We start from the raw sequence: 24,209 nt of genomic DNA, 5'->3' as shown, positions 1-24,209 counted from the left end.
TAAGCAAAACAGACCGACTCACCACTTGTGGCGGTATTTATGGTGCAAAACTTGTAAGGATAGTTGGTTGATATCAGATGGGCTTGTGCTTGGTTTGTTTTTAAGATGATAAAACACTTTTGTGAATATCTGCAATAACCTTTTTAAGATGATTGCTGCTCAATTCATCAATCAGATGTACGCAGGTGGTAGGGCTGGCGGATTTGACAATGTCAAATAGTCGTACGCCAAGTGTCAGATAATGGATGTTGTTGGCAAAAGGACTGTCTAAGTTTTGCCAATGCTCAAATGCCATTTGACTGGCGATGAGCATAAAAATGGGTATATTGTGGGTGTTGGCATAAGCCAGTTGTGGGGCGATGGCGTGATAATTTTGTGCCAAATCATGGGGAGCGACTCGTTCATACCACGCCATTGCATCCACTTGTACGCCCCTGCCTGCCAGTGTGTCGTGCAATAGCCTGCGACCACCGACCCCACGCCAGATGAGTATTTTATCCCCTGCCTGCAATTTATCAATTACTGGCATTGCTAGCATACCTTCGTTGTTGGCGATGGTGGGGAGAGCGACAGATAAGCCAAAGTCATACAATGCCTTAGCGGTCGCCTTGCCTACAGCGATGGTGGGTGTGGCAATAAGTTTGGGCAAATCATCTGCGTGCTGATGCCCTAGCGTCCTTAGATGACTGATGGCACGCTTGGCAGCCTCAGCACTGGTAACGACTAAGGCTTGATAGACCCCATTCATCAGGGCATCAAGCATAGCTTGTTCTTGAGCGTTTGGCGATAAGTCGTTAATGGCAAGCAAGGGTAGGTTGACTATTTGCACGCAACTATCACCAAGCTGATTTAACTCATGGCTTCGATGGGTGGGGCGAGTGTTGATGAATAATGGTTTATTTACCATAGACTTCTTTTAAGATGGCGTCTGCACCTTGGCAAAGCAGGTCTTTGGCAAGACTTTCACCCAACCTTTCAGCGGTAAGCTCATCATCACTACTGTGAGTAAGGGTGATACAACCTTCGCTTTTTAGGAGAGTTTTGCCATCAATACTACCCACACGCCCTCGTAGCGTTAGGGTGTCGCCAGAGATGGTGGCAAAGCCTGCAATCGGTACTTGACAGCCTCCTTCAAGGGTGCGATTCATGGCACGCTCGGCAAGAACGCACAGGCGAGTTGATGGGTGGTTTAGTACGCTAAGTAATTGTAAAATCATCTCATCATCAGATCGACATTCAATCGCTAATGCTCCTTGACCGACCGCAGGCAGGCTTAGGCTGTCGTCTAACTCATGGCGGATGCGTTCGTGCAGTTCTAATCGCTCAAGCCCACTGGTGGCTAGGATAATGGCATCGTATTCGCCGGCATCAAGTTTGGCTAGGCGAGTGCCAACATTACCACGCAGGGATTTGATGTTGAGATGCGGATAGGCGTGAGCAATTTGACATTCACGGCGTAGGCTTGATGTGCCTAAAACTGCCCCATTGGGTAAGTTGTCCAAGCACTCATATGTATTTGACACGAAGGCATCTGTCGGCGTGTGTCGTTCGAGATAAGCTCCTAAAGTCAGCCCTTCTGGTAGCACCATTGGTACATCTTTTAGTGAATGCACAGCGATGTCGGCACGCTTTTCGTATAGAGCGGTCTCTAGTTCTTTGACAAACAGACCCTTACCACCGATTTTGGCAAGCGGAGTGTCTAGGATTTTATCACCCTTAGTTACCATTTCTAGTAGCTCAACCTTCATGGTTGGATAGAGTGTCTCTAGGGTGGTTTTGACAAAATGAGCTTGCCATAGTGCCAGTGGCGATTGGCGAGTGGCGATAGTTAGGGTGTCTGGAATGGTTATTTCTGGATTAGTTATTGAAGTGTTCATATTGAGTCGCTGTTCTTTGGGCGGTCTGATATTTGAAAGATTAAAGTTTAAAAACTGTTAATATTTAACCATAATAATCGCATTTGGGCAAATGGCTTTTGGTGGCTTGGTGTGGGTTTGGAGCCTGCCCATCAGTTTTTGATTAAATCATGGTTATGTCATGGTGGCACATTGGTTGTTTGTTGGGAGTTTATCAAGTCTGACAATCTTAATCTTAGCTTGGGCAGGCAGCGTCTGGAGATGGCAAATGGCTCATCAAGGGGGTAGAGCAATAGCCAGTGTTTATCTTGCGGTTTGTCGCCGTCATGATTATTGTCATGGCGACTGTTATTGTATGACTTGTGACCATTGGCAGAGCTGATTTGCTGAATGTGGCGAATGCCAACTAGGGTGTGCCGATGAATACGAATCAAATCGTTAGAATAAGTGGTCTCAAGTGATTTTAGGGTTTTGTCAGTGAGTGTGATGCCGTGTCTGTGGTGTATTTTGGTGTATTTTTGTTCGGCTTGGCAATACCAAATATCATCAATCAAAATGCGTTCATCGCCACGATGGCTCCGAATAATGATGGTAGATTGTTGGGGTGGAATCTGAGCTAAAGTTGGTCTTTGTGCATGGCTGATGAGTGATGCAAGTGGTGGCATCTGGGTGTCATCATAGCGAGCAAATCCGCCAACGCCAAGCTCTAACACCCCATCACAGGGCTGTGCCACTTGGCTTAGGATAATAAGAGTAGGCTGAGTGCTGTGGCGGTACAGAACACTTAATTGTTGCACAAAAGATAAGACATCAACGCTGTCAATGTCTAGCAGAATAATGACTGGCTGATGTAGCTTGCAGGCTTTGACGGCACCTGTTACGGTGCTAGCCGTGATGAGTGTGTGAGCGTCATCACTTGCTAATTGGCGTGCATGGCGAATGAGTGGGGCGTGTGTGCTGATGAGCAGAAGAATCATGGGTGGTTAAGGCGGATAAATTGGGGCTATCATAGCATTTTTGTATGAATTTTCCCATATTCGTGCCGATATTTGTATGTGGGCTGTGCTATAATTTATCATCGACCAATTCTATTATCCATCAATAAATGATAAGGCAATACCATGACTAATAACACTTCTAGTATGTGGGGCGGACGCTTTAGCGAGGCTACTGATAAATTTGTGGCAGAATTTACCGCTTCTGTGAGTTTTGACAAACGCATGGCACATCAGGACATACAAGGCTCTATTGCTCATGCTACCATGTTGGGGCAATGTGGTATCATCACTAAGGATGAAAGTCGTCAAATTGTGGAGGGTTTGACCCAAATTCAAGGCGAAATTGAGCGTGGTGAGTTTAAATGGCGTGTGGAGCTAGAGGATGTTCACATGAATGTGGAGAGTCGTCTGACCGCCTTGATTGGCGATGTTGGCAAAAAGCTACACACAGGTCGTAGCCGAAACGACCAAGTGGCGACAGACATTCGTCTATATCTGCGTGATGAAACTGATAAGATTGTCGGTTTGATTGGCAAATTGCAACATGGATTGCTTGATTTGGCAAGTCGCCACACCCATACCATCATGCCTGGTTTCACTCATCTACAAACTGCCCAACCTGTCAGTTTTGCTCATCATGTCATGGCGTGGTTTGAAATGCTTAGTCGTGATAGCGAGCGATTTGTTGAAACTCGCAAACGCATCAATCAAATGCCATTAGGCTCAGCAGCTTTAGCGGGAACGACTTATCCGATTGACCGCACATTGACCGCACAGTTGCTAGGTTTTGAGGGGATTTGTGAGAACTCGCTAGATGCGGTTTCTGATCGTGATTTTGCCATTGAATTTACTGCCAACGCCAGTATCTTGATGATGCACCTATCTCGCATGAGTGAAGAGTTGATTTTGTGGATGTCGGCACAGTTTGGTTTTATTCATATTCCTGACCGCTTTTGCACTGGCTCATCCATCATGCCCCAAAAGAAAAACCCCGATGTACCAGAGCTTGTGCGTGGCAAGACCGCCCGTGTATTCGGACAGCTCACCACCTTGCTTACGCTCATGAAAAATCAGCCCCTAGCGTACAACAAAGATAACCAAGAAGATAAAGAGCCTTTGTTTGACTGCGTGGATACACTGACAGATTCGCTCATCGCCTTTGCTGATATGTTGCCAAATATTACGCCAAACGAACAAAATATGCGTACCGCCACAATGAAAGGCTATGCCACAGCGACTGACTTGGCGGATTATCTCGTCAAAAAAGGCTTGCCGTTTCGTGATGCTCATGAAGTGGTCGGCTCGGCGGTGGCGTTGGGTGTATCAAAAGGCGTGGACTTAAGTGAGCTTAGCCTTGATGCATTAAAAGGTTTTAGTCCGCTTATCGGCGATGATGTCTTTGATTGCTTGACTTTAGAGGGTTCACTAAACGCCCGTAATCATATCGGCGGCACTGCCCCAGAGCAGGTGTTACAGGCGATTGAGCGTGGCAAGAATAAAATTAGATGATTAACTCATCAAAAATCACAGTTTGTATGAACACTGCTTGGTCATAAGGTTTTGATGCGTATTTGGGTATCAAAACTGGATTGCTAGGCTTTGTCATCTTGTTTGATTTGTATGTTGATGGGCATTGTGCTGTTTTGCCAAAATATTTACATTTGTTATAATGCGGTTTTATCACTTGGAGAATGTCATGGAAATCTTTAACCCTAAAGCCAACCTTGTTATGTGTCGTAAATACAAGCAGGAGTTGCCTAAATTACCTGCTCCACCATTCCCCAATACCAAAGGTGAGGAAATCCAAAACACCGTTTCAAAAAAAGCATGGGATGAATGGATTGAGCTACAGACCATGCTCATCAATGAAAAGCACCTAAGTATGGTGAATAAAGATGCCAAAAAATATCTTGCTGAACAACGAGAGTTGTTTTTGGATAATGGTGATTATGAACGCCCAGCAGGTTTTAAACCAAAGGCGGATGTTTAAATGATTGAGGCTCAAGGAATTTTCAAGCCGATATTGACAGGCGATGACCGCCCATCAGAGTTGGCGGACTACCCTAGTGTACATGTACAGCCTGTGGCTTGGGGGGAGATGGATGGCTTTCATCATCTCAATAATGTGGCATTTTACCGTTATGCTGAATCGGCACGCATTAGCTATCTGCGGGCGGCAGGCATGGTACAAACACGCACCGACATCATGACCATTTTGGCGGCAAGCAGTTGCCAATACAAACGCCCTGTTACCTATCCTGACACACTGCTTATCGGTGTGCGTACCAAAAGTTTGGGTAATACAAGCATTGTTTTTGAAAAGGTGTTTTATAGTATTGCTCAATCTGCCATTGTAGCGACAGCTGAGTCGGTGATGGTTAAGGCAGATAGTGATGGTAAAAAAATGGCATGGGGTGATGATGAGCGTGCGATTTTTGAGCAGTTTGAAGGTCGAGCATTGTTAGTGTCCTAAATGTTATCGTAGTTCATAAAAAATCCGAATGTTTCGTTGGGCATTCGGATTTTTAGATGGCTTTATCAAAGGTGGATTATTTGTGTAGTGCATCAAGCAATCTGGTATGAATGCTCTCAAAGCCACCATTGGACATGATGATAATGACATCGCCTGATTTGGCGTGCTTGACCAGATGGTTGATGATGGCATCGGTACTGGTTAGTACTAATTGATTGGGTGTGTTGCCGATGGCTTGGGTCAGTCCCCAAGTCAAATTCTCAGGCTCATACCATAGCACATGGTCAGCAAGCAAGGCAGAAGGAGCAAGTTGCTCACGGTGGCTACCAAGCTTCATGGTGTTACTTCGTGGCTCAATGACTGCCCAGATGGTGCGACTGTTTAGCTTTTTCTTGGCACCGTCTAGAGTGGTGGTGATGGCGGTAGGGTGGTGGGCGAAATCGTCATAGACTTGAATGCCATTTATCTCACCAATCAGCTCCATGCGGCGTTTTATGCCACCGAAGTTTGATAATGCTTCACACGCCTTGCTCACACTGACGCCGACATGATGGGCTGCAGCGATGGCAACTAAGGCATTATGGACATTGTGTGTGCCACTCATATTCCAACTGACCGTGCTCTTATCATCGCCGTGTTTCACATGGAACAGCGAGCCGTCTTCTTTTATTAGGCTAGCTTGCCAATCTGAATCGCCATCAATACTGGTTCGCCATACAGGTGTCCACACGCCCATGTTAAGCGTCTCTTCTAGGCTGTTGGTATTGGCAGGCATGATGATTTGCCCTGTTGCTGGAATCATGCGAATCATGTGATGAAACTGAGTCTGAATCGCCTTTAAATCAGGGAAAATGTCAGCATGATCGTATTCTAAGTTGTTTAAAATCGCAGTTGTTGGACGGTAATGCACGAATTTGGAGCGTTTGTCAAAAAATGCAGAGTCGTATTCGTCCGCTTCAATGACAAAGTAATCTTTGCCAAGATGTGAACTGTGAGCAAAGGCGGATTTTAGTCGCTCATCATCAGTATTGACAAGTGGCACACCGCCGATTAAAAAACCTGTGTCAATCCCTGCGTACTGCAAAATCCAAGACAGCATGGTCGTGGTTGTGGTCTTGCCGTGCGTGCCTGCCACTGCTAGAACATGGCGATGTTGTAAGACATGCTCGCAAAGAAACTGCGGACCTGAAGTGTATGGCAGATGATGGCTTAGCATATATTCAACCGCTTCCATGCCACGCTTGCAGACATTGCCCACCACGACCAAATCAGGGCTAGGATTAAGATGGGCGGCATCATAACCTTCTAAAATCTCAATGCCAGCTTGCTCAAGCTGTGTGCTCATGGGCGGATAAATGGCAGTGTCTGAGCCTGTAACGGTATGTCCAATACTACGAGCAATCAGAGCAAGAGACCCCATGAAAGTCCCACAGATACCCAAAAAATGAATGTGCATGATGATGCCTTATAGCAATGTTGGTAATTTGGCAAATTATAACAAATTTTTTATCAAGGGCGGTTTTTTATTTGTTAAATGGTATTGGCGTGCATGGCGTTTGTGATTTTGATGATGATTTGTTTGAATTTTAAAAATCAGCTTGAGTGTTTTTTGATGATACTGCCCAACTGAACCAACAAAATCAGTGTCTGCATGGGAATGGATAACCCCAAAAAAGTCCAGTCAATCTTGGCACATTCCCCTGAGCCTTTTAATACCTGCTCAAAGACCTGCATGATGGGCAGGGTTTCCACCCAGTAGTTTAGCCCTGGACCGCAGGCAGGTACTTGGTCGGGTGGTAAGTGTTGTAGCCAAACATAGCGTGCTGTTACTGCTGTTCCCCATAGCGTGCCGATGAGCGAGCCTAGCCACAGCACTAGGCGAGTGCTTTTTCTTTTTGGATTAAAAATCAGTCCGAGCAAAGCAAAGCTACCCATCACCCAAAGCCCAATTCGCTAAAAGATGCATAAAGGGCAAGGTTCAAGCCCTAGGGTGTGTTGAAGGTAGCCAATGGCAAATACGCTACCTACCATACAGATGGCAAGTAGCAAGGCGTTGCATTGACGATAAGCCATAAATTTTCTTAAATGAACTAAAAATCACAGACGATAAGTCTGAATGTACTCATAAAATGACACACTGTCCTTTTGTTCGATGGCGGTTTGTTCTGCGATGGAGTCAGTGGCGAGCTTAGCAAAGCGTTCTTCGTGCTCTTGACTTAAAGCGTGTTTTTGTAGTTGTTCTTGGTGTTTTTTAGCGAGCAATTTGCCCAGCTCCCAAGTGCCACCTAAGCGGCGGCTATCTGCTTCAATTTGGGCAGAGAGTGTAAACTCTGGGTTGGTCGCCTTGCCTTGCATCATTGCCAATGCTTCACGGTAGGCATTGCCACCATGATGATGATCGAAGGCATCGGCGATGATTTGCATATTAGTTAGGTGTTTGACAATCCAGTCGTGCAGATACATATCGCCTGACTCGGTTTTGATGACCACGCCTGTGCTACGACCGTGATTGACCACAGTGTCAATATTGGCTTGTAGGCGTTTTTCTTCGTCTTTATATAAAGCAGGCGAATCAAGTAGCAGGCAGTATATTGCTAGTACTTCTAAGAAACAAGCGGTCTGCATACGAATACCGATGTCGCTGTATGGGTCTAGGTCAATGGCACGAAATTCCACATAAGCGATGCCACGAGCATCAAGGGCTGCAGTCGGTGTTTCGCCAGATTTGGTAATTTGTTTTGGGCGAATGGGGCTATAAAATTCATTTTCAATTTGCAAAATGTGGTCATTGATCTGTAGAGGATTGCCATGTTCGTCATCTACACCAAGGGCGGTAAAATCGGCAAACGGCGTACCAATGGCGGCACGCAGTCCTTTGATGTATTCATCTAGGTCGTTGTATTCGATGTTTAGGTCCTCTTGGACGCTGTTGGTGTAGCCTAGCTTGCCCATGCGTAAGCTAGTGCCGTTAGGCTGATAATAAGTACAGCTACCCTCAAAGAGTGGAACAAGGTTATGATTGCGACCTTTGATGAATGATGCACAAACTGCAGGACTTGCCCCCAGTAGGTATAGTACAAGCGGTGTTAGGCGTTTAAAGTTGCGAATAAGAGCAAGGTATTTGTTATTTTTAAATTGGGTAAAATCAAGGCTTTCATCTTGGCAATCAAACCAAGTCTTAAACAAGTCATCACCTACCGACAGATTATAATGCAGTCCTGCAATCGTCTGCATTTTTCTGCCATAACGCACGCCAAGCCCTGAGCGGTATAGGGTTTTTAGTTTACCGATGTTGCTTGTGCCATAATCCGCTAGTGGAATGTCTTCATCATTATCTGAGGTCATGCAGGGCATGGAAAGAGGCCACATCAGTTCGTCATCTAATGAGCGATGTACCAGCACATGCAGTTCTCTTAGCATGTCCAAGGCTTCTTTAATGGATGAGAACGGCTCGGTGATGAGTTCAAGCAGATTTTCTGAATAATCGGTCGTGATATAAGGGTGGGTTAGTTTAGAGCCGAGTTTGGTGGGGTGTGGGGTCTTGGCGGCAAAACCATCGGGACGCATACGCAGTCCTTCTTTTTCAATGCCACGCTGTATACCTGCAATCAATTTAGGCGAAAACCATGTTGGTAGATGAAAAGTATTGATTGTCATAAAAATTCCTTGAAAAATCGTTGCTTGAGTAAAATGTGCTGATATTATAAGGCTTTTTTGGGTCCTTGTTTTTGCCAATTTTGCATATCACTAATGGTAAAAGCGAAGTTGTCTGTGCTTATTATAAAGCTAAGGGCGTACAATGGCAAAGAAAATCCCAACTTGGGCATTTTTTCACAAGAAAAAGTTTGCTATACTAGGGCGATAATTAATTTTTATAAATAGGTGTATCATGTCAAACTTTTTACCGCCCCAAGAACAGCTTGAACTGTTAAAACGAGGCGTGGTTGAGCTTTATTCAGAAGAAGATTTATTAAAAAAATTGGCATTGGGTCGCCCTTTGCGTATCAAGCTCGGCATGGATCCTACCGCCCCTGATTTGCATTTTGGGCATACGGTGGTACTAAATAAACTGCGTCATTTTCAGGATTTGGGGCATGAGGTGTTATTTTTGATTGGTGATTATACCGCTCGTATCGGTGATCCTACAGGCAAGAACACCACCCGTCCGCCATTGTCCGAAGAGGATGTCAGACGCAATGCCAAGACTTATGCCGAGCAAGTCTTTAAAATCCTGGATAAAGATAAAACCAAAATCGTCTTTAACTCTGAGTGGTTTTCCAAAATGTCAGCAGGCGACATGATTGGTCTTGCCAGTCAGGTTACGGTGTCTCGTATGCTTGAGCGAGATGATTTTTCAAAGCGATATGCCAACCAAACACCCATCGCCATTCACGAATTTTTATACCCTCTTGTACAAGGCTATGACAGCATTGCGATGGATGCTGATGTGGAGATTGGCGGCACCGACCAGACCTTTAACCTACTGATGGGGCGTACCCTACAAGGTCGCTATGGTAAAGAGACTCAAGTCTGCTTAACCATGCCTTTATTAGAAGGCTTGGACGGCGTGAACAAGATGTCTAAATCGCTTGGTAATTATATTGGCATTGATGAGAGTGCTGGCGTGATGTACCAAAAGATTCTGTCAATGCCCGATACGCTGATTGCTCGTTATTTTGAGCTACTAAGTTTTAAGCCGATGAGTGAAGTAAATGCCCTACTTGATGAAATGGCGAACGGTCGCAACCCACAAGAGATTAAACGCATTTTGGCGTTGGAATTGATTGAGCGATTCCATGATAAAGAAAGTGCGGAGAATGCCCATAAATCGGCAGGTAATCGTTTGGCAGATGGCGAGTTACCGATTGATTTGCCAGAAGTGGCGTTAAACTTGGCAGACGGTCAAGATAAGTTGTTCATCACTCAAGTGCTAAATCAAGCCGGTCTTGCCAAAAACTCTGCCCAAGCTAAAGACATGCTCTCTCGTGGGGCGGTTAAGGTCGATGGGCAAGTTGTGGACGCATCTTTTGCTTTAAGTGTGGGGCAAACGGTTGTAATACAAGCAGGCAAAAAGGCGTATGCTAGGGTGAGTGTGGCTTAATTTTGCATGATGATGTTACAAGATGGTTAAGCAGAATTGCTAGAAAAAATATCTGATTGTCATCATACATGCTGTTTGGTTTTGGTTGTTTGCTAGGCAGTATGATAATGAATGGGTTTTTAAAACCACCTTAAATCAACAAGATGCTTATGAAAAAAATCTATCTAGTCCGCCATGCCCAAAGCGAATCTAATGCTCGGCTCGCCATTCGCCCAAACTCTCTGATTAATCTGACTAAGGTGGGTAAGGTAGAGGCTTTGGAGCTGTCGGATTGGCTATGTGAGCATCTATCGCACATTGATGGGGTGTTTATCTCTCATTATGTGCGTACTGCTCAGACAGCTGAGCCATACCTGATGGCGACAGGGCAAACGGCAAGTGTGATTGAAGCGTTGCACGAGTTTGATTATTTAGATTTTGAGCGTATTAAAGACTTGTCTTTTGAAGATTTGGTTGCTACTGCAGAGGCGTTTTGGCAGCAGGGCGATACCGCCTATCAAGACGGTACGGCAAGCGACAGTTTTGAGCATTTTGTTGGGCGTGTGTGTCAAGTTCGACAGATGTTTGATGAGTTGCCTGATGGCACTTATGTGGTGTTTACGCATGGTATGTGGATTGGTATGCTCATGTGGCAGATTCTCCATGACGATGGTCTTCGCACGATGGATATGGCTGCATTTCGTGCTTATGAACTTGCCATTCGCCCAAAAAACTGTGAGGTGTTTTTATTGAGCGATGCGTGTGGCGTGCAGACGGTGGCTAAGGTTCGGGTGCGTGATGAATGAGCTAAAGTTGGGTATTTACCGCCACCATAAAGGCAATCTTTATCAGGTTCTACACACCGCTTGTCATTCTGAAACTGGCGAATGGTTCGTTGTTTATCGTGCCTTATACGGTGATTATGGGGTGTGGGTACGACCGTTGGCGATGTTTATAGAAAATATCAAAATTGGTGAGCAAACTGTGCCACGATTTGAGTTTATTCGGGAGTTATCATGACTGCATTTAAAATAACCGACCTTGTCATTGGTGCAGGAAAATCAGCCGAACGAGGGGCACTTATTACCGCTCATTATACAGGCTATTTGTCGGACGGCACGGTGTTTGATAGCTCGCATCAGCGTGGACAAGCCTTCGAGTGCGTCATTGGCACAGGGCGTGTCATTAAGGGCTGGGATTTGGGTGTGCTAGGTAGTGATGTGGGCAAAAAGCTACTGGAGAAATGGGGGCTGACCTTTGATTTGTCAGAATACGAGCCGATGAAAGTTGGTGGCAAAAGACAGCTTGTCGTGCCCGCCCATCTTGGCTATGGTGAGCGAACGGTGGGGAGCATTCCGCCAAATAGTGATTTAACCTTTGAGATTGAACTGCTTGAGGTACGGACAAGAGACTAATCGGTCAGTTCAAGTTGAATCGCTTCCCAAAAATCTAGCTCGCCTTGTCTTTTTTGTTGTTTGGCTTCTAGCAGGCGTTTTCGTCTTTTGGTGATGAGCATCAAAATCTTATGCTTGTCGCCATCGCTGAGTGTATGCCATGATTGGCGTTCGGTGCGATTGCGTAGGCAACCGATACAGTAGCCCTTTTTGTTCATGGTGCAGACACCAATACAGGGGGTATCAATGGCGAACAGCTCAAATTGTAACATAATGGCACATCTAAAATTTATTCAAAAGATTACTATAGTAATTTTTTTTAATTTTATCAATATTTTAATGTTGATTTGGAAAAACTTATGACCATCATCTATCTACACGGACTAGATGCCGACCCTAACGCCAACAAAGCCATTATCACTGCTGACCATGCCAAGAAAGTTGGCATTGAGACTATTCGTCCTGATTTGAATTGTCCACCTGATGAGGTGGTAGCAAAAATCTTGGCACTCATCAATGACCACCCTAACTGCGTACTGGTGGGTTCATCGCTTGGGGGTTATTTTGCCACGCTGTTATCTGATATGACAGGCACGCCATGTATTCTGCTAAACCCAAGCATACGCCCTGATTTGTCATTCAGACGCTTTTTGCAGGATAATTTTGACACCAAAGATCTTAGCAATGATAGCGTGATTTATCGCACAACTGGCGATTGGCAAATCAAATATGCCGATCTTGGTTGGTTTGAAAACCACCGCCTAACAGTCAAGCATCCTAATAAAATCAAAGTTCTATTAAAAATGGGTGATGAACTATTAGATGCTGATGCTACCAAAGATTTTTTTGAAAGCCATTGTGTTGGTGTAACCGCCCAAGATGGGGGCGACCACCGCATGAGCGACTACGATAGTCAGGTTCAGCAGGTGATGGTGTTACGCAACACGATAAAACTCCCAAATTTTTACAATAAAACAAACAAAATTTTCTTTCACTTGGTGTAAGGGCATTTCAATTTATTTATGACACAAAACAAAAAACACCTTTAATTTTTTACATTAAAGGTGTTTTTTCACTTAAATTTCGGGCTTAATTGTTATTGAACTCATCTCATCAATAACCCCTTGTAATTCATCAATCCGATTTTGGCATGAACTAATTTTCTCCTTTAATGATAAAATTAGTTTATATCTCTCACTAATGCTTGGTAAATCATCATTCCCCCATTCGTCGCCTATTTCGGTATTGATAATGTGCATGGTTTTTTCATACACCACATCAGGCATTAACCAACATAACATTTGTCTTGTTTCTGTGCTATTGCTTGGAGTCATTAGATTTTGATGGCTACGAAAAGAATTAAATAGCCACTCAAATCTTTGATTATTCTTACACCACTCAAAGTCTTTAAGACTTCTTTCATTCATCGCCTTAAATCCGTTGTGCTTTTCTTGCATTTCTTTGTCGGAAAATTCAGGTTGTAATAGGCTTTGAGCAATGTTTTTGGTGTAGTTATTTGCTTCTTGTGCGATGGATTCTTTCAGCAATACACCAAAATCCGTACGATTTACAGGCATCATTTCAAGCTCTTTGATTTGCATTTCATAGCTTGATTTTTCTTGATTTAATTGCTTTAATTCATCGTGCCATTTTTGAATCTCACTTTTGATTTTGGCAATGTCATTTTTGATGATTGATTTACTCATAGAGCCGCTCCTCGTTTTAAGCATTCACGCACCGCCACTTCATAACTTACGCCGTATTGAGCTTGGTAAGCCAATGCTTTTTGGTGCAGCTGATAGGATTGGTTGTTGCTGTTTCTTTTTGAAAAATTAGCAGTACTTGCTTGCTCACGCATGATTGAAATAACCGCTGTCTCATAATCGGTTTTAAAGGCTTTCATCCACGATAAAGCCTTTTCGTGAATGGTATTGCCAGCATTGAAATCATGAGTATTTACTAAGGCTGTTACGCAGTTTTGCACAAAAGAATTTTCCGAGAAACTAAGCACCTCCATGCCTTTTACCGCAGGTCTTTTGACAAAAGCGACATGGTCTAACCACAAATCATCACCCACTTTCATAAAGCCAGCCGATACTGCTTGATATTGTCCGCTTTTTACCAAATTGACAAGTTCACGATTAACCCACGCTACCGCATACAATCGCCCATTATCCAGTTCAAGGCTAGACACATAGCCATAGTTTTTATGGCGTGTTGGGTCATTGTCAGCTTTGCTTTGGGGGTGTTCAAGATATAGGGGTGTTTGTCGATTACCATGATTTGCCAGTTGATTAAATCGTGCTACCAGTTTATCAAATAGCGTATCAGAAAAAGTATGTTCATTGCCGTTACTGTCTGTATGCACGCCCGTTCTTGAAATTTGAAAGCGTTTTACTTCTAAGTCATTCATTGTTTGCCACCTTATAAATCTCCAAAGTTTTCATTATTTTGCTTGCGTCTTTCTGCCCTTGCTTTGGATAGCTTCTTGTAGACAGATTGACAGGTTTTTTGATATTTTTGGGCAATTTGATGAATACTAAGTCCTTTATCTTGGTCTATCAGCATTTGCCGACCTTCTTCGTCCGCTTGCCCAACAACACCTTTTTTAAAATAGATGTTACAGCCACCAAAAACCTTTTGCAAGCATTCATACAATCGCATTGCCACACCATCACAATCATTGGCGACAAGATTCTCATTTTTTAAAAATTCTGAGATTGTCATCACCATTTCGTACTGCTGTTCATCTTGTGCATTGATTTTGCTCATAAAACACCTTAAAAAGTGATAAATAAAATAACAAAAAAAAATCAAGCACGCCCAAAAAAGGCTTGCCAAATTTTTAAAAACATTTTACAAAAACAGGCGACAAACTCTCCATGAAAACGTTTTAAGAAAACACTTTAAAAACAAAAACCGCCCAAAAGTATTTTTAGGCGGTTTTAATCAAAGGATTGCTACGATATTGACTAGGACTCTTGGGCTTCTAGGGTGTTAGTCATCATGTCTGACAGCATACCCAAAGTGTTTAATAGGGCATCACTGCATTTATCGTTATTGATACGAGCATAGCTACTAAACGCAAGTAGCGTATCACGCACATTCAAAAGATGGTTATAGGCTTCATCATTGAGTACCCATTGCCCATTTTGCCAAACACAGCTTGGCTTTGGTCTGATGGGGCGTTGATTGGTGCTATCGCAATTAGGATTGCCAGAATGGGAAAAATTGGGAGTGATCATAGGGATTACCTTTTCTGTTGTATCGTAAAATACCGCTCTATATTTCTCACGTATAGGGCGATGGATAAAGGACAAGGGTGAGAAACTGGCACAACAGACACCAGCCGAGCATAAGCTCGCCTTGCCCCTTATCCACCATAAAAAGAAAAGGCATAAAAGGGGTGCAAACAAAAAACCGCTTATCATTACATAAAGCAATCATTGTAGACTGCGATAATGACAAATACGGCTTGCTAGCCTGTTGTTAATACTCAGCTTCTCACGGCTGGCTACTGATTTTGCAGTAGCACAATCATTATGCTAATTTTATGGGATATTGTCAAGCATTTTTTACTTTTTGATTCAAATTTTCTCAAACGAGTTTAAAAAATCACCGTCCAAAAGCGAAAACCGTTTTCGCTTTTACCCATTTTGGGCTATAATACATCCGCCAACAAGTGCAACGGTTGGTTTCATTTAAGCGTTCTCGCTACCGCCCCAAATCCTTACTGTTTAAGGTTTTGGGGCGGTTTTTGTTAGCAAAATGGAAAACAGTTTTCCGATTTAAGGATTGCCAAAATGACCGACAGCGGTCATTTTTAAACAGTGCCATAAAGGGCAAATGTGACGACATCGTCACATTTAAAACCAACAATAGCCAAAGGTAACGTGCTGGCGTTACCTTTTGAATTAATCCAAAGACAGAGTAAAAACGACGCCAGCGTCGCTTTTACTCAGCATTTCATCAAAATGGACGACATCGTCCATTTTACAAAAATCCCGCCGGCGGAACTTTTCTAGTATTTCAAATGTGACGCCGTCGTCACTTTTACCCAAAAATCCCGATGTCGGGATTTTTGCTATTGGTTGATAATTTTGATGACTGTTTCGCAGACATCTGCACACATAAAAACAAGCTCTCTTACGCCCTCTTTGTTAAGTGTTGATTTAGCCCTATCAATGCCAATTAAGACGGTTATGACCATTTTTGACCGCTATTTTAAGTGTTTAAAACGGACGATACAGTTTACTAATCTATTTAATTTTAAAAAGTGAAAACGTTTTCACTTTTTGGACTTGTTGTTTTTTTACATTTAAAACGGACGCCAGCGTCCATTTTATGTGATTGCTATCCTTATCTGATTTTTTTTGTTTTTGAAATTTAATTTCAAATGTCTCGCCAGCGATACATTTGAAAGGCTGTTTCATTTTTAAATTGCCCGACAGTGGGTAATTTATGTAGAAGCGATAACCACTACCAGTCTTAAATGTGCCGACATCGGCACATTTGAAAGCTAACAACAATCAAAGTAACACCAGCATTACCTTTTGAATTAATCAAAAGGCAGAGTAAATAACGACGACATCGTCGCTTTTGTTCAATATTTTTAAATGTGCCGACATCGGCACTTTTTAAACCTTTTCCACTTTGTCCATCTTGTGCTATTTCTTAGAAATTGCTATGATAATTTTCAAATTAGCAACCATCAGGCACTACAATGACCTTACCTAACGCCTACTCATTGGATTTACAAAAAGTCATCAATCCCAAAGATGCCGATATTGCTTATCAGGCTGGCAAGATTGCAAGTCAAAAGAATTTTACCTGTCCTTTGTGTGGCATAGCCGTAACTTGTGTCAATCTATCCAAACCTAAAAACGAACGCAAAGTAGAGCCACACTTTCGCTCAGTAGAAAATCACAAGATTGATTGCAAGTTAGGCAAACAAGAAAACCTTGCTAAGATTAACCATAGCCAATCAGATAATGACAGTCATTATCAAAATGTGCAAAGTGGTGAAATCCTATTTGACCTAACAGAACCAGCACCAAAAAAGCAGTACGATGATGACTTAGACCGTAACTCTTCGCAATCAATCAAAAGACGCAGCCCAAAACAGAATAATAACACCCACAAAAGAAAAATAAATAGCAGACAAAGACTGTCTGTTATTGTGTCTGCTTTTTTAAATCAAGAGAACTATCTTTTGACCTTGCCAATACCCTTTCAAGAAAGAAAGAGTTTACAAGACATTTTTATTGAAATAGCAGGGCAAGATTTATCAGAGCTTGAAGATGATTGCTGGCGTATTTATTATGGCAAGGCTTGGGTAAACGAGATGGATGATGGCGGCTTTCTAATAAGATTTAAAGATACTCTGAAGGACGAGGAGCTAAAAATCAATGAGAGCGATACAGCTAATACCGTAAGACCTACCTTTTTTATCCCCAAAGAAATGATTGAACAAACTAGTTTTGTTAAATTTAGCATTCAGAGAATGAAGCAAAAAACTAATAAAAAACTGCATCAAGTATTTATTATGGCTCATAAGCCAGCACTCAACCAAACCAAAGAGTATATTAACTTTATACTGGAAGGCTTGGCATACTTAGAAATTTTGGATTAATTTATTCGCTTTAAATAAAATCCCATAGTGTTTATGCTGGCTTATATGCTAAAATATGGAAAATTTATAAGATGAGTAATGAATCTCATCTTTCTCAAAAAAGTTTTTGACCTGTCAATTTGTTGCACCTAGTGTAACGCCCTTTCAAATACCCTATCCCACATCATACCTTATCATTTTAAATTATCCCATTTATTGCAGAGTATATAGTTGGTTTATTGTGGTGGGGTTTATGATGGACTGGGTTTTATTATTCACTAATTAATCATCACGGAGTTTTTATGCACACTTTATACATCAGTACCACTTCGCCTTATACTCGTATTTTACTTATGATTGCCAAGCTAGAGCAGGTGGACTTGGCATTAAAGTTTGTCATGCCTTGGGATAATCCTACAGAGCTTGTCTCTGTCAATTCGTTCAGCCAAGTGCCAGCTTTGCTCTTAGATACAGGCGAGGTCATCACTGAGACCATGCTCATCATTCAGGCGATTGCTCCGCAATTTTATGCCAATAACAGCACCGATTTGCCTTCAATTGCCAAAGCATTTGGGATTTTGGCTCAGGGTGTGCGTGCTTTTTCAATCCAGCGATTTACACCAGAAGGACAAGAGCTTCACCCCTTTGTGGCTCGCTCCACTGAGTTATTAAAAGGTACTTTGCCAAATCTAGCACCCCTATCGGCCGACAGCAACTCGTGGGGCGATAAGGTGTTGATGTGTGCATTGATTTGGATTGGTGTGCGACTGCCCGATGTATTTGAGACGCTAAGCGAATCAAATAAACAAGCGGTTTATGATTTTCATCAAAGTCCGCTCATGCAACAGCTCAACGCTGAGGCACTAGAGGCAAAACCAAGTAGCGTCAAGGATTTATAATCTTGTTTGTCAATAAAAAGGAATGTAGTGTTGCATTCCTTTTTTGTCAGATTGTATTTTATAAACCCAAAAGGTGATTATGAGTTGTTAGACTTGCACGCTAATTGGGTGCAGGCGGTAGCCTACCAAGAAAAGAGCGGTTTTATTTATTTGATGTTTTCAGATGTTTTGGCGTATTTAATCCAAAAAACAGGGGAAGCCTACACTAGATATCCCTATGAGAAAACCATAGATTTAAAGCGTTTTCACACAAAACGCCTTTATGAATTGTGCTGTAAAAGAGCAGGGGCAAAACCGCCACACGGCAAAAAACATCCACAAGTAACAATGGTTATTGATGAATGGAAAGATTTCTTTGGGTGTATTGATAAATATAGTGCGGTCAATGATTTTAAAAGATATGTTTTAAACCCAGTTATAAAAGAAATTAACGAACAAGGCGAATTTGAATTGACCCTTGAACAGGAAAAACTAGGTAAAATCATCACGCATTTTACGCTAATTATCAATGATAAACGCAAAAAGGCTGACTCATTGGCAAATGCTTTGAACCCTAGTAGCAAGGAAAGAGACCCTGACACGCTAGACATTTTGCATGGCTTGACTGATAAAGAGCTTGTTATTGTCCGTCAAAAAGTCGCTGAATATATTATCTATTTGGAAAGCAAGGGCGAAACAGTCAATCATTTTCGCAAAAGAAACATTGAGAATAAAGCCATTGATGAGCGTTGGGGGCTTGATGAGTACTATGAGAACCTACAAAAAGCCGAGAATGAACGCCTAGCAGGCAAGGAACAGGCGGAGCGTGAAAGACAAGCCAAAATAGCGGAACAAGCCGAGAAACAACGCCAAGAAAGCGAAAACAGGGCATTTATTGAATATTTTGAGAATTTGCCCTAAGATGAGCAAAGTTGGATTATTGATGAAGTTGGGCATACTATTGAACCATTTTTAAAACAATTTTTTGATAAATCCGTCAAAAATGGTTCATCTCATAAGGATTTGATGTATCGTGGAGTATTTAAGCAAGTTATGGGAGTGTAGGCTTGATTTTTAATAATTCAACAACCCTTTGCCAAGATTTTACCCATTCTGCGGTATCTTGTGAGCAGTAGCCAATGATTTTAATAATCCGTTTGTAGTCGCCTTGCAGATTGCGGTTAAAAATTGGTTCGTGGTGGGCAATACGATTTCTTAGTTTTCTAATTTTTTCAAGATTATCAAATACTTCTGTTCTCATTGTGGCTAAATCTGCGTGCTTGGCATTGGGTAAGGCAACAGCCCAATGCTTCTTCCAAATCTCATCATCAAAACGAGCTGTAAAAAAATCCTTGCCAAAACACAAACGGCAATTCGCAAATGGTCTGTTCTGTGGTTTCTTGACGTGCGTTTAGGAGTTCATTTCGACGGTTTTGTTGCATACTTCGGACAAATCGCACATTGAAAGCCCAATCTGCACCATGTTCAGCTTGTGTAGCATTGGCAACGGAATTTATAATAACCACTTCGCACACCGCCAAACACTCAAACAGGGCGGATGATATTTGTAAGTTCCATTGATATAAACTTATTGCCTGTTCGGCATCTTTGGCAAACTTCTCGTAAGTGGCAAGGCGTGGATGCGATAGGGTATTTTTGACATTCGGGTAATTTTCACTTGATTTCATAGGGATAAATCCTTAAAATATTACTGTTTGCTAGGGTCTATTGAGGGCTTACGCCTACCCCCTAGTATTAAGTGAAAAGCCCGCCTTATGGTGGGTTTTTCTTTGTTTGCAATATACTAAATCAAAAATTTTAGCAAATACAAACCTTGTGGGGGGTAACCCAAAGTCATCGCCCAAAATCCCAATTTTTATCCCCCTATCTAGGGCTTTTGTTATTCTGTGTTGTCAAATTGCCTTTATTTGAATATAATGATAAAAATTTTTATAAAATGTTTTAATTGAATAGGGATGTATTATATGCACATGGATCTTGGTATGTCATCTCAAGATTTTAGGCGGTAAGTGCTATACCAAGCACCCAAAGTATTCAAGGGTGCAGTCAAAGATTTGAATATTACTTGGAAACAAATCAACGAATTATATCAGCGAGCCAATCCCACAGATGAGCTTTTTCGCCTTAGAAAGGGTGAAATCGTACCCATTTCTGAGTATGTAGAAAGCTTTAATGACATGGGACGAACTCGCTATCGTTTTATTAAATCTGCCATTTATCATCATATGAAACATGGCGCAACCATTGTTTATAATCGCATTAACAATGAACCTTTTGTAGATAATTTGGCAAAACAAATTTCCCATTTTGTACAAGCGCCAACGGTTGTAAGTGGTTATTTGGCGTTTGGTAGTGATGCCTCTTTTAAAAGCCATTGGGATACTCGTGATGTGTTTGCAGTGCAACTGATGGGCAAAAAACACTGGGCGTTATACAAACCCAATTTTGAAAGTCCGTTATATATGCAACAATCCAAAGATGTGGATGTACCAGAGCCAACCACACCTGACATGGAGATTGTATTGGAAGCTGGTGATGTGCTATATATCCCACGTGGGTGGTGGCACAATCCTGTTCCAATGGGTTGCGAGACATTCCATTTAGCGATAGGAACATTTGCCCCAACAGGCTATGATTATATGCAGTGGTTAGCCAAACAAACCCCCAACATCCTACCCTTAAGATACAATTTGTCTGACTGGGAAAGTGACAAAGATAATATTATACAAGCTTGTAATGAATTGTCTGCCATCATGACAGACCCAGTGATTTATGATAAATTCATGCAAGAACATATGGCGAACTATCGCAGTGACAGTGCTTTTAATATGCAGTTGTTTGGTAATGCCAATGCTGACGCAAATGACATTCCTGATGATGCGTTGATTATCTCTAACATTGTAGATGGCAGAACGCTTGAAAAAGGCTATGTCATTGCCAATGGCTTAAAGATTAATATCAATGACGATAGTCAATATTTGCTTAAGAAAATTATACAATATGAGCCAATTAGTTTATGCAATCTTTTACAGATAACTGATAAAAGTATGTCCAATGATATTAGGTCGGCGATAGCCAAAATGGCTGAGTTGGATATTATTGAATTGGTACTTTAAGTTGTTTTTTATTCACAGGAGTTTATTATGTTTGAACTAAACATTGAGCAAATGAAGATGGTATCTGGGGGTGGGTTGGATAGTTCTGGGAACAATTATGGGGATAGCGGTAATCAGTCTTTAGGATTACCAAAAACAGATTTATCAAAACCGCCTAGTTGGGGCGCTCTAATAGGAGGTATTGCTGGACAAAGGCTTGGTGGAACAAAAGGTATGGAAGTTGGTGTAGTTATTGGACATTCTGTAGAAAATTTTGATTGGGAATGGTATCGTAAATATAGAACAATTGCTGAACCTTACGAATTAGAGTATTCTGGAGGACTACCTTAATGAAAAAATTATTAAAAAATATTGTTGGTGATTGCGGATGGGTTTCATTCACAGTAGGCTTCTTGATATATATGTTTATTAAATATTTATTTGATTTATCAAATGCAAGTTCATGGTTATTGTTTATATTTATAATGATTATTTTTTCTAAGATATCAAAAAAAATGATTAAGACTAAATCGCAATCTCGCTAATTTTTTTAGAATATTTTAAATTAAGCATAAATCAAGAAATTAAAATCGGCAGCTATCACACGGATTAATATTATAGACAAAAAGATGACAATTATTACTTTAGAAATGTCAGATTTAAATTCTTTTATTTTATCTGTATTGATAACAGAATATAGAGAATAGTGAGTTAACAAAAGAGGCATTAGATATGTATCGCAAAGTTCAAGATCATCGTGATAAATTAGGTATTATTTTACCCTAGCTTATTCTTTGAAGTGGTTTTGGTTTAAAAAATATACTATAAAGAAAAACATTCGTCACAAACTTAAAATGGTATGATTTTCCTGTACTTCAACAAACTTAATCCAAACAGGAAATCTGATTAGTGTATTTTTTTATTATTACCCTTTAATTTATTTTCTTATTAGGATGTAAATATGGATTTAATCCCAAGGCCTGTTGTTGTATTTTTTTATATTTTAGCTGTCGGTTTATTTGTTCAAAAAATAGATACGATAACAAATTTTGACGTCTATATTTATTGGGTAATATATTGTTCTTTGGTTTTTTTGGGTATATTTTTTATATTTAAGAAAAGAAAATTTTCTAACAAGAATGACAAGTCTTAATGGTATCTGGGGGTGTCGGATAGTTCTAACACCAAACAAAAAAGTAGCGGCAGTATTTACCATAGGTCATGTTGTAGAAATACAGGATTATCATAAAATGGGTGAGGATTACAAAAATTACGTAGACAGGCATTTGCAAAATGGTCTATTTCATAATGACCAATATTTTTAATGATTAGAAATATGTATGAGTATGCGCGATAAAATGATGACCATATCTAGAGTTTTAGCCATTCTATCATTTTTTACATTATCAAAAGTTGTTTATCACAATTACAATGACATAATTCCTGATAATGCTATTTTAGGGATGGCTGTATATGTGCTTGTATTATGCCTTATGATAAATTTATTTATAAATCATAACACCTATCATGTCCAGTCTATTTCGTCCTGAAGCTTTATCTGCCCAAAAAATAGATTGGGTGGGTAAAGTTGTGATAGTAACGCCGATTAGCTTTGCTTTTTTGACGTTTTGTGCGTTTATGGCAGGGCTTGTACTAATGATATTTTTGGTATGGGGTGAATATACCAAGCGTAGTACAGTCAAAGGTCAACTCATTCCTGACAAAGGGTTGGTACAAGTCTATACCACAACAGCAGGAGTTATTATAGAAAAATATGTATCAGAAGGTCAGGCGGTTAAGGCAGGAGATATGCTATATAAAATCTCTACCACTCGTCATACCGATGCAGGTAATGTACAAAGTATTATAGATAAAGAGCTCGCCTTTAAAAGACAGCTGATAGAACATGAAATCACTCGCACCAAGCAAGCTCAAGCTGCTGAAAAAAGAAATATCGCAAATACCATAGAGCGTCTACAAGTAGACATGGATAAACTGCAAGCTCAAATAGATTTACAGGCACATCAGGTTGCCATTGCCAAAGAGACTTTGGCACGATATGAATTTGCCATGCAAAGTGAGGCGGTATCCAAGCAAGAGCTAGAATCACAAACAATGGCACACAATACACAGTTAAATAGTCTGACCGCCCTTGAGCGAGAAAAGGAGATGATTGCTAAGCAAATCAAAGAGCAAACCATCGCCTTATCCCGTCTAGAACATGAGCATAAAACAACACTTCTACAATATGAACGCACATTGTCTGACAACAAAAGCGATAGCATCCAAAACCAAGCCAACGATACTTTGATTATCAAAGCCCAAGTAGATGGTGTGGCAAGTGTCGCTCATGCCGATGTGGGGCAATTTGTGGATAGTAGTCAGTCACTTGTAAGCATCCTACCTAATGACAGCCATTTGATTGCAGTGATGTATGTACCGAGTCGTGCTATTGGTTTTGTTAAGACGGATGATGAAGTATTGCTTCGCTATGTAGCGTATCCTTATCAAAAATTTGGACATGCCAAGGGGCGTATTATCTCTGTTGCCAAAACTGCTCATGCAGGACAAAATTTACCCACCATTGGCACAGTATCAGCCACTGAACAAATCGCCAATGAACCGATGTATGTCATCAAAGCACATTTAGATAAGCAAACCATAACAGCCTACGGCAAAGAACTACCCCTAGCAGTTGGCATGACCTTGGAGGGTGATGTCATGCATGAAACACGCAAATTATATGAATGGGTGCTTGAACCGCTATATAGTCTCACAGGTAAAATTTAAACCAATCAATTTG

The 24,209-nt window shown here is 41.4% G+C and carries 26 protein-coding genes and 1 pseudogene; 14 read left to right on the top strand and 13 right to left on the bottom strand.

The window, feature by feature from the left end; genetic code table 11:
* Positions 1 to 100: 100 nt before the first annotated feature.
* From LU276_RS09695 to LU276_RS09685, 3 genes are all read right to left on the bottom strand, one after another.
* The gene (locus LU276_RS09695) at positions 101 to 907 is read right to left on the bottom strand and encodes a uroporphyrinogen-III synthase (RefSeq protein ID WP_284673627.1); all 807 of its coding nucleotides are present in this window, start codon (positions 905 to 907) and stop codon (positions 101 to 103) included.
* On the bottom strand, positions 897 to 1,877 hold the full coding sequence (hemC, locus tag LU276_RS09690; protein ID WP_284673626.1) for a hydroxymethylbilane synthase: 981 nt from the start codon (positions 1,875 to 1,877) through the stop codon (positions 897 to 899). Before hemC ends, LU276_RS09695 begins: the two co-directional genes overlap by 11 nt.
* Positions 1,878 to 2,035: 158 nt before the next feature.
* Positions 2,036 to 2,833: a LytR/AlgR family response regulator transcription factor gene (locus LU276_RS09685; protein WP_284673625.1), complete on the bottom strand. Its 798-nt coding sequence runs from the start codon at positions 2,831 to 2,833 to the stop codon at positions 2,036 to 2,038.
* A 144-nt stretch (positions 2,834 to 2,977) separates the two neighbouring features.
* On the opposite strand from LU276_RS09685, the gene argH reads away from it, so the two are divergent.
* From argH to LU276_RS09670, 3 genes are all read left to right on the top strand, one after another.
* Positions 2,978 to 4,363: an argininosuccinate lyase gene (gene argH, locus LU276_RS09680; protein ID WP_284673624.1), complete on the top strand. Its 1,386-nt coding sequence runs from the start codon at positions 2,978 to 2,980 to the stop codon at positions 4,361 to 4,363.
* Positions 4,364 to 4,550: 187 nt separating this feature from the next.
* Positions 4,551 to 4,844, top strand: a complete 294-nt coding sequence (locus LU276_RS09675; protein ID WP_284673623.1) for an oxidative damage protection protein — start codon at positions 4,551 to 4,553, stop codon at positions 4,842 to 4,844.
* Complete coding sequence (locus LU276_RS09670) at positions 4,845 to 5,327, top strand: acyl-CoA thioesterase (RefSeq protein WP_284673622.1); 483 nt, start codon at positions 4,845 to 4,847, stop codon at positions 5,325 to 5,327. It begins immediately after the preceding gene.
* 76 nt (positions 5,328 to 5,403) lie between these two features.
* On the opposite strand, the gene mpl is transcribed toward LU276_RS09670, so the two are convergent.
* From mpl to gshA, 3 genes and pseudogenes are all read right to left on the bottom strand, one after another.
* Complete coding sequence (gene mpl, locus LU276_RS09665) at positions 5,404 to 6,783, bottom strand: UDP-N-acetylmuramate:L-alanyl-gamma-D-glutamyl-meso-diaminopimelate ligase (protein ID WP_284673621.1); 1,380 nt, start codon at positions 6,781 to 6,783, stop codon at positions 5,404 to 5,406.
* A 137-nt stretch (positions 6,784 to 6,920) separates the two neighbouring features.
* Positions 6,921 to 7,400: pseudogene (locus LU276_RS09660) on the bottom strand (disulfide bond formation protein B).
* Between the two features lie 24 nt (positions 7,401 to 7,424).
* Positions 7,425 to 8,984, bottom strand: a complete 1,560-nt coding sequence (gene gshA / locus LU276_RS09655; RefSeq protein WP_284673620.1) for a glutamate--cysteine ligase — start codon at positions 8,982 to 8,984, stop codon at positions 7,425 to 7,427.
* Positions 8,985 to 9,216: 232 nt separating this feature from the next.
* On the opposite strand from gshA, the gene tyrS reads away from it, so the two are divergent.
* The 4 genes from tyrS to LU276_RS09635 all read left to right on the top strand — a co-directional run bounded on the left by tyrS (position 9,217) and on the right by LU276_RS09635 (position 11,822).
* Positions 9,217 to 10,428, top strand: a complete 1,212-nt coding sequence (gene tyrS / locus LU276_RS09650) for a tyrosine--tRNA ligase (RefSeq protein WP_284673619.1) — start codon at positions 9,217 to 9,219, stop codon at positions 10,426 to 10,428.
* A gap of 149 nt (positions 10,429 to 10,577) precedes the next feature.
* Entirely contained in the window at positions 10,578 to 11,213 is a 636-nt protein-coding gene (locus tag LU276_RS09645; protein WP_284673618.1) for a histidine phosphatase family protein, read from the top strand.
* Complete coding sequence (locus tag LU276_RS09640; RefSeq protein WP_284673617.1) at positions 11,206 to 11,427, top strand: DUF1653 domain-containing protein; 222 nt, start codon at positions 11,206 to 11,208, stop codon at positions 11,425 to 11,427. The genes LU276_RS09645 and LU276_RS09640 overlap by 8 nt, the downstream gene beginning before the upstream one ends.
* Positions 11,421 to 11,822: an FKBP-type peptidyl-prolyl cis-trans isomerase gene (locus LU276_RS09635; protein ID WP_284674635.1), complete on the top strand. Its 402-nt coding sequence runs from the start codon at positions 11,421 to 11,423 to the stop codon at positions 11,820 to 11,822. Before LU276_RS09640 ends, LU276_RS09635 begins: the two co-directional genes overlap by 7 nt.
* On the opposite strand, the gene LU276_RS09630 is transcribed toward LU276_RS09635, so the two are convergent.
* The gene (locus LU276_RS09630) at positions 11,819 to 12,073 is read right to left on the bottom strand and encodes a DUF1289 domain-containing protein (RefSeq protein ID WP_284673616.1); all 255 of its coding nucleotides are present in this window, start codon (positions 12,071 to 12,073) and stop codon (positions 11,819 to 11,821) included. The genes LU276_RS09635 and LU276_RS09630 overlap by 4 nt on opposite strands.
* Positions 12,074 to 12,160: 87 nt before the next feature.
* Between LU276_RS09630 and LU276_RS09625 the strand changes: the two genes are divergently transcribed.
* Entirely contained in the window at positions 12,161 to 12,805 is a 645-nt protein-coding gene (locus LU276_RS09625) for a YqiA/YcfP family alpha/beta fold hydrolase (RefSeq protein ID WP_284673615.1), read from the top strand.
* 72 nt (positions 12,806 to 12,877) lie between these two features.
* Here LU276_RS09625 and LU276_RS09620 read toward each other — a convergent pair whose 3' ends face one another.
* From LU276_RS09620 to LU276_RS09605, 4 genes are all read right to left on the bottom strand, one after another.
* Complete coding sequence (locus LU276_RS09620; protein ID WP_284673614.1) at positions 12,878 to 13,507, bottom strand: hypothetical protein; 630 nt, start codon at positions 13,505 to 13,507, stop codon at positions 12,878 to 12,880.
* Entirely contained in the window at positions 13,504 to 14,214 is a 711-nt protein-coding gene (locus LU276_RS09615) for a hypothetical protein (RefSeq protein ID WP_284673613.1), read from the bottom strand. Before LU276_RS09615 ends, LU276_RS09620 begins: the two co-directional genes overlap by 4 nt.
* 11 nt (positions 14,215 to 14,225) lie before the next feature.
* A complete protein-coding gene (locus LU276_RS09610; RefSeq protein ID WP_284673612.1) occupies positions 14,226 to 14,573 on the bottom strand; it encodes a Mor transcription activator family protein in 348 nt (115 codons plus the stop codon).
* A gap of 200 nt (positions 14,574 to 14,773) precedes the next feature.
* On the bottom strand, positions 14,774 to 15,046 hold the full coding sequence (locus tag LU276_RS09605; protein WP_284673611.1) for a hypothetical protein: 273 nt from the start codon (positions 15,044 to 15,046) through the stop codon (positions 14,774 to 14,776).
* Between the two features lie 1,478 nt (positions 15,047 to 16,524).
* On the opposite strand from LU276_RS09605, the gene LU276_RS09600 reads away from it, so the two are divergent.
* The 3 genes from LU276_RS09600 to LU276_RS09590 all read left to right on the top strand — a co-directional run bounded on the left by LU276_RS09600 (position 16,525) and on the right by LU276_RS09590 (position 19,211).
* The gene (locus LU276_RS09600; protein ID WP_284673610.1) at positions 16,525 to 17,433 is read left to right on the top strand and encodes a hypothetical protein; all 909 of its coding nucleotides are present in this window, start codon (positions 16,525 to 16,527) and stop codon (positions 17,431 to 17,433) included.
* A 281-nt stretch (positions 17,434 to 17,714) separates the two neighbouring features.
* Complete coding sequence (locus LU276_RS09595; RefSeq protein ID WP_284673609.1) at positions 17,715 to 18,311, top strand: glutathione S-transferase N-terminal domain-containing protein; 597 nt, start codon at positions 17,715 to 17,717, stop codon at positions 18,309 to 18,311.
* Between the two features lie 84 nt (positions 18,312 to 18,395).
* Entirely contained in the window at positions 18,396 to 19,211 is an 816-nt protein-coding gene (locus tag LU276_RS09590) for a replication initiation protein (RefSeq protein WP_335342683.1), read from the top strand.
* 130 nt (positions 19,212 to 19,341) lie between these two features.
* Here the strand turns inward: LU276_RS09590 and LU276_RS09585 are convergent, their stop codons facing one another.
* Both LU276_RS09585 and LU276_RS09580 read right to left on the bottom strand, forming a co-directional pair.
* On the bottom strand, positions 19,342 to 19,551 hold the full coding sequence (locus LU276_RS09585; protein ID WP_284673607.1) for a hypothetical protein: 210 nt from the start codon (positions 19,549 to 19,551) through the stop codon (positions 19,342 to 19,344).
* A gap of 67 nt (positions 19,552 to 19,618) precedes the next feature.
* Complete coding sequence (locus LU276_RS09580; RefSeq protein ID WP_284673606.1) at positions 19,619 to 19,978, bottom strand: hypothetical protein; 360 nt, start codon at positions 19,976 to 19,978, stop codon at positions 19,619 to 19,621.
* Positions 19,979 to 20,320: 342 nt separating this feature from the next.
* On the opposite strand from LU276_RS09580, the gene LU276_RS09575 reads away from it, so the two are divergent.
* From LU276_RS09575 to LU276_RS09565, 3 genes are all read left to right on the top strand, one after another.
* Positions 20,321 to 21,427 (top strand): JmjC domain-containing protein, encoded by a 1,107-nt coding sequence (locus LU276_RS09575; protein ID WP_284673605.1) that lies wholly within the window; start codon positions 20,321 to 20,323, stop codon positions 21,425 to 21,427.
* Positions 21,428 to 21,454: 27 nt separating this feature from the next.
* Positions 21,455 to 21,757, top strand: coding sequence for a hypothetical protein (locus LU276_RS09570; protein ID WP_284673604.1), 303 nt, complete (start codon positions 21,455 to 21,457; stop codon positions 21,755 to 21,757).
* A gap of 1,176 nt (positions 21,758 to 22,933) precedes the next feature.
* Positions 22,934 to 24,196 carry an HlyD family secretion protein gene (locus tag LU276_RS09565; RefSeq protein WP_284673603.1) on the top strand — a complete coding sequence of 421 codons (1,263 nt, stop codon included), beginning with the start codon at positions 22,934 to 22,936 and terminating at the stop codon, positions 24,194 to 24,196.
* Positions 24,197 to 24,209 lie beyond the last annotated feature (13 nt).

It is taken from the genome of Moraxella haemolytica (genome assembly GCF_030177935.1).
Lineage (GTDB): Bacteria > Pseudomonadota > Gammaproteobacteria > Pseudomonadales > Moraxellaceae > Moraxella > Moraxella haemolytica.
This window is presented reverse-complemented; position numbering and strand designations above follow the sequence as displayed.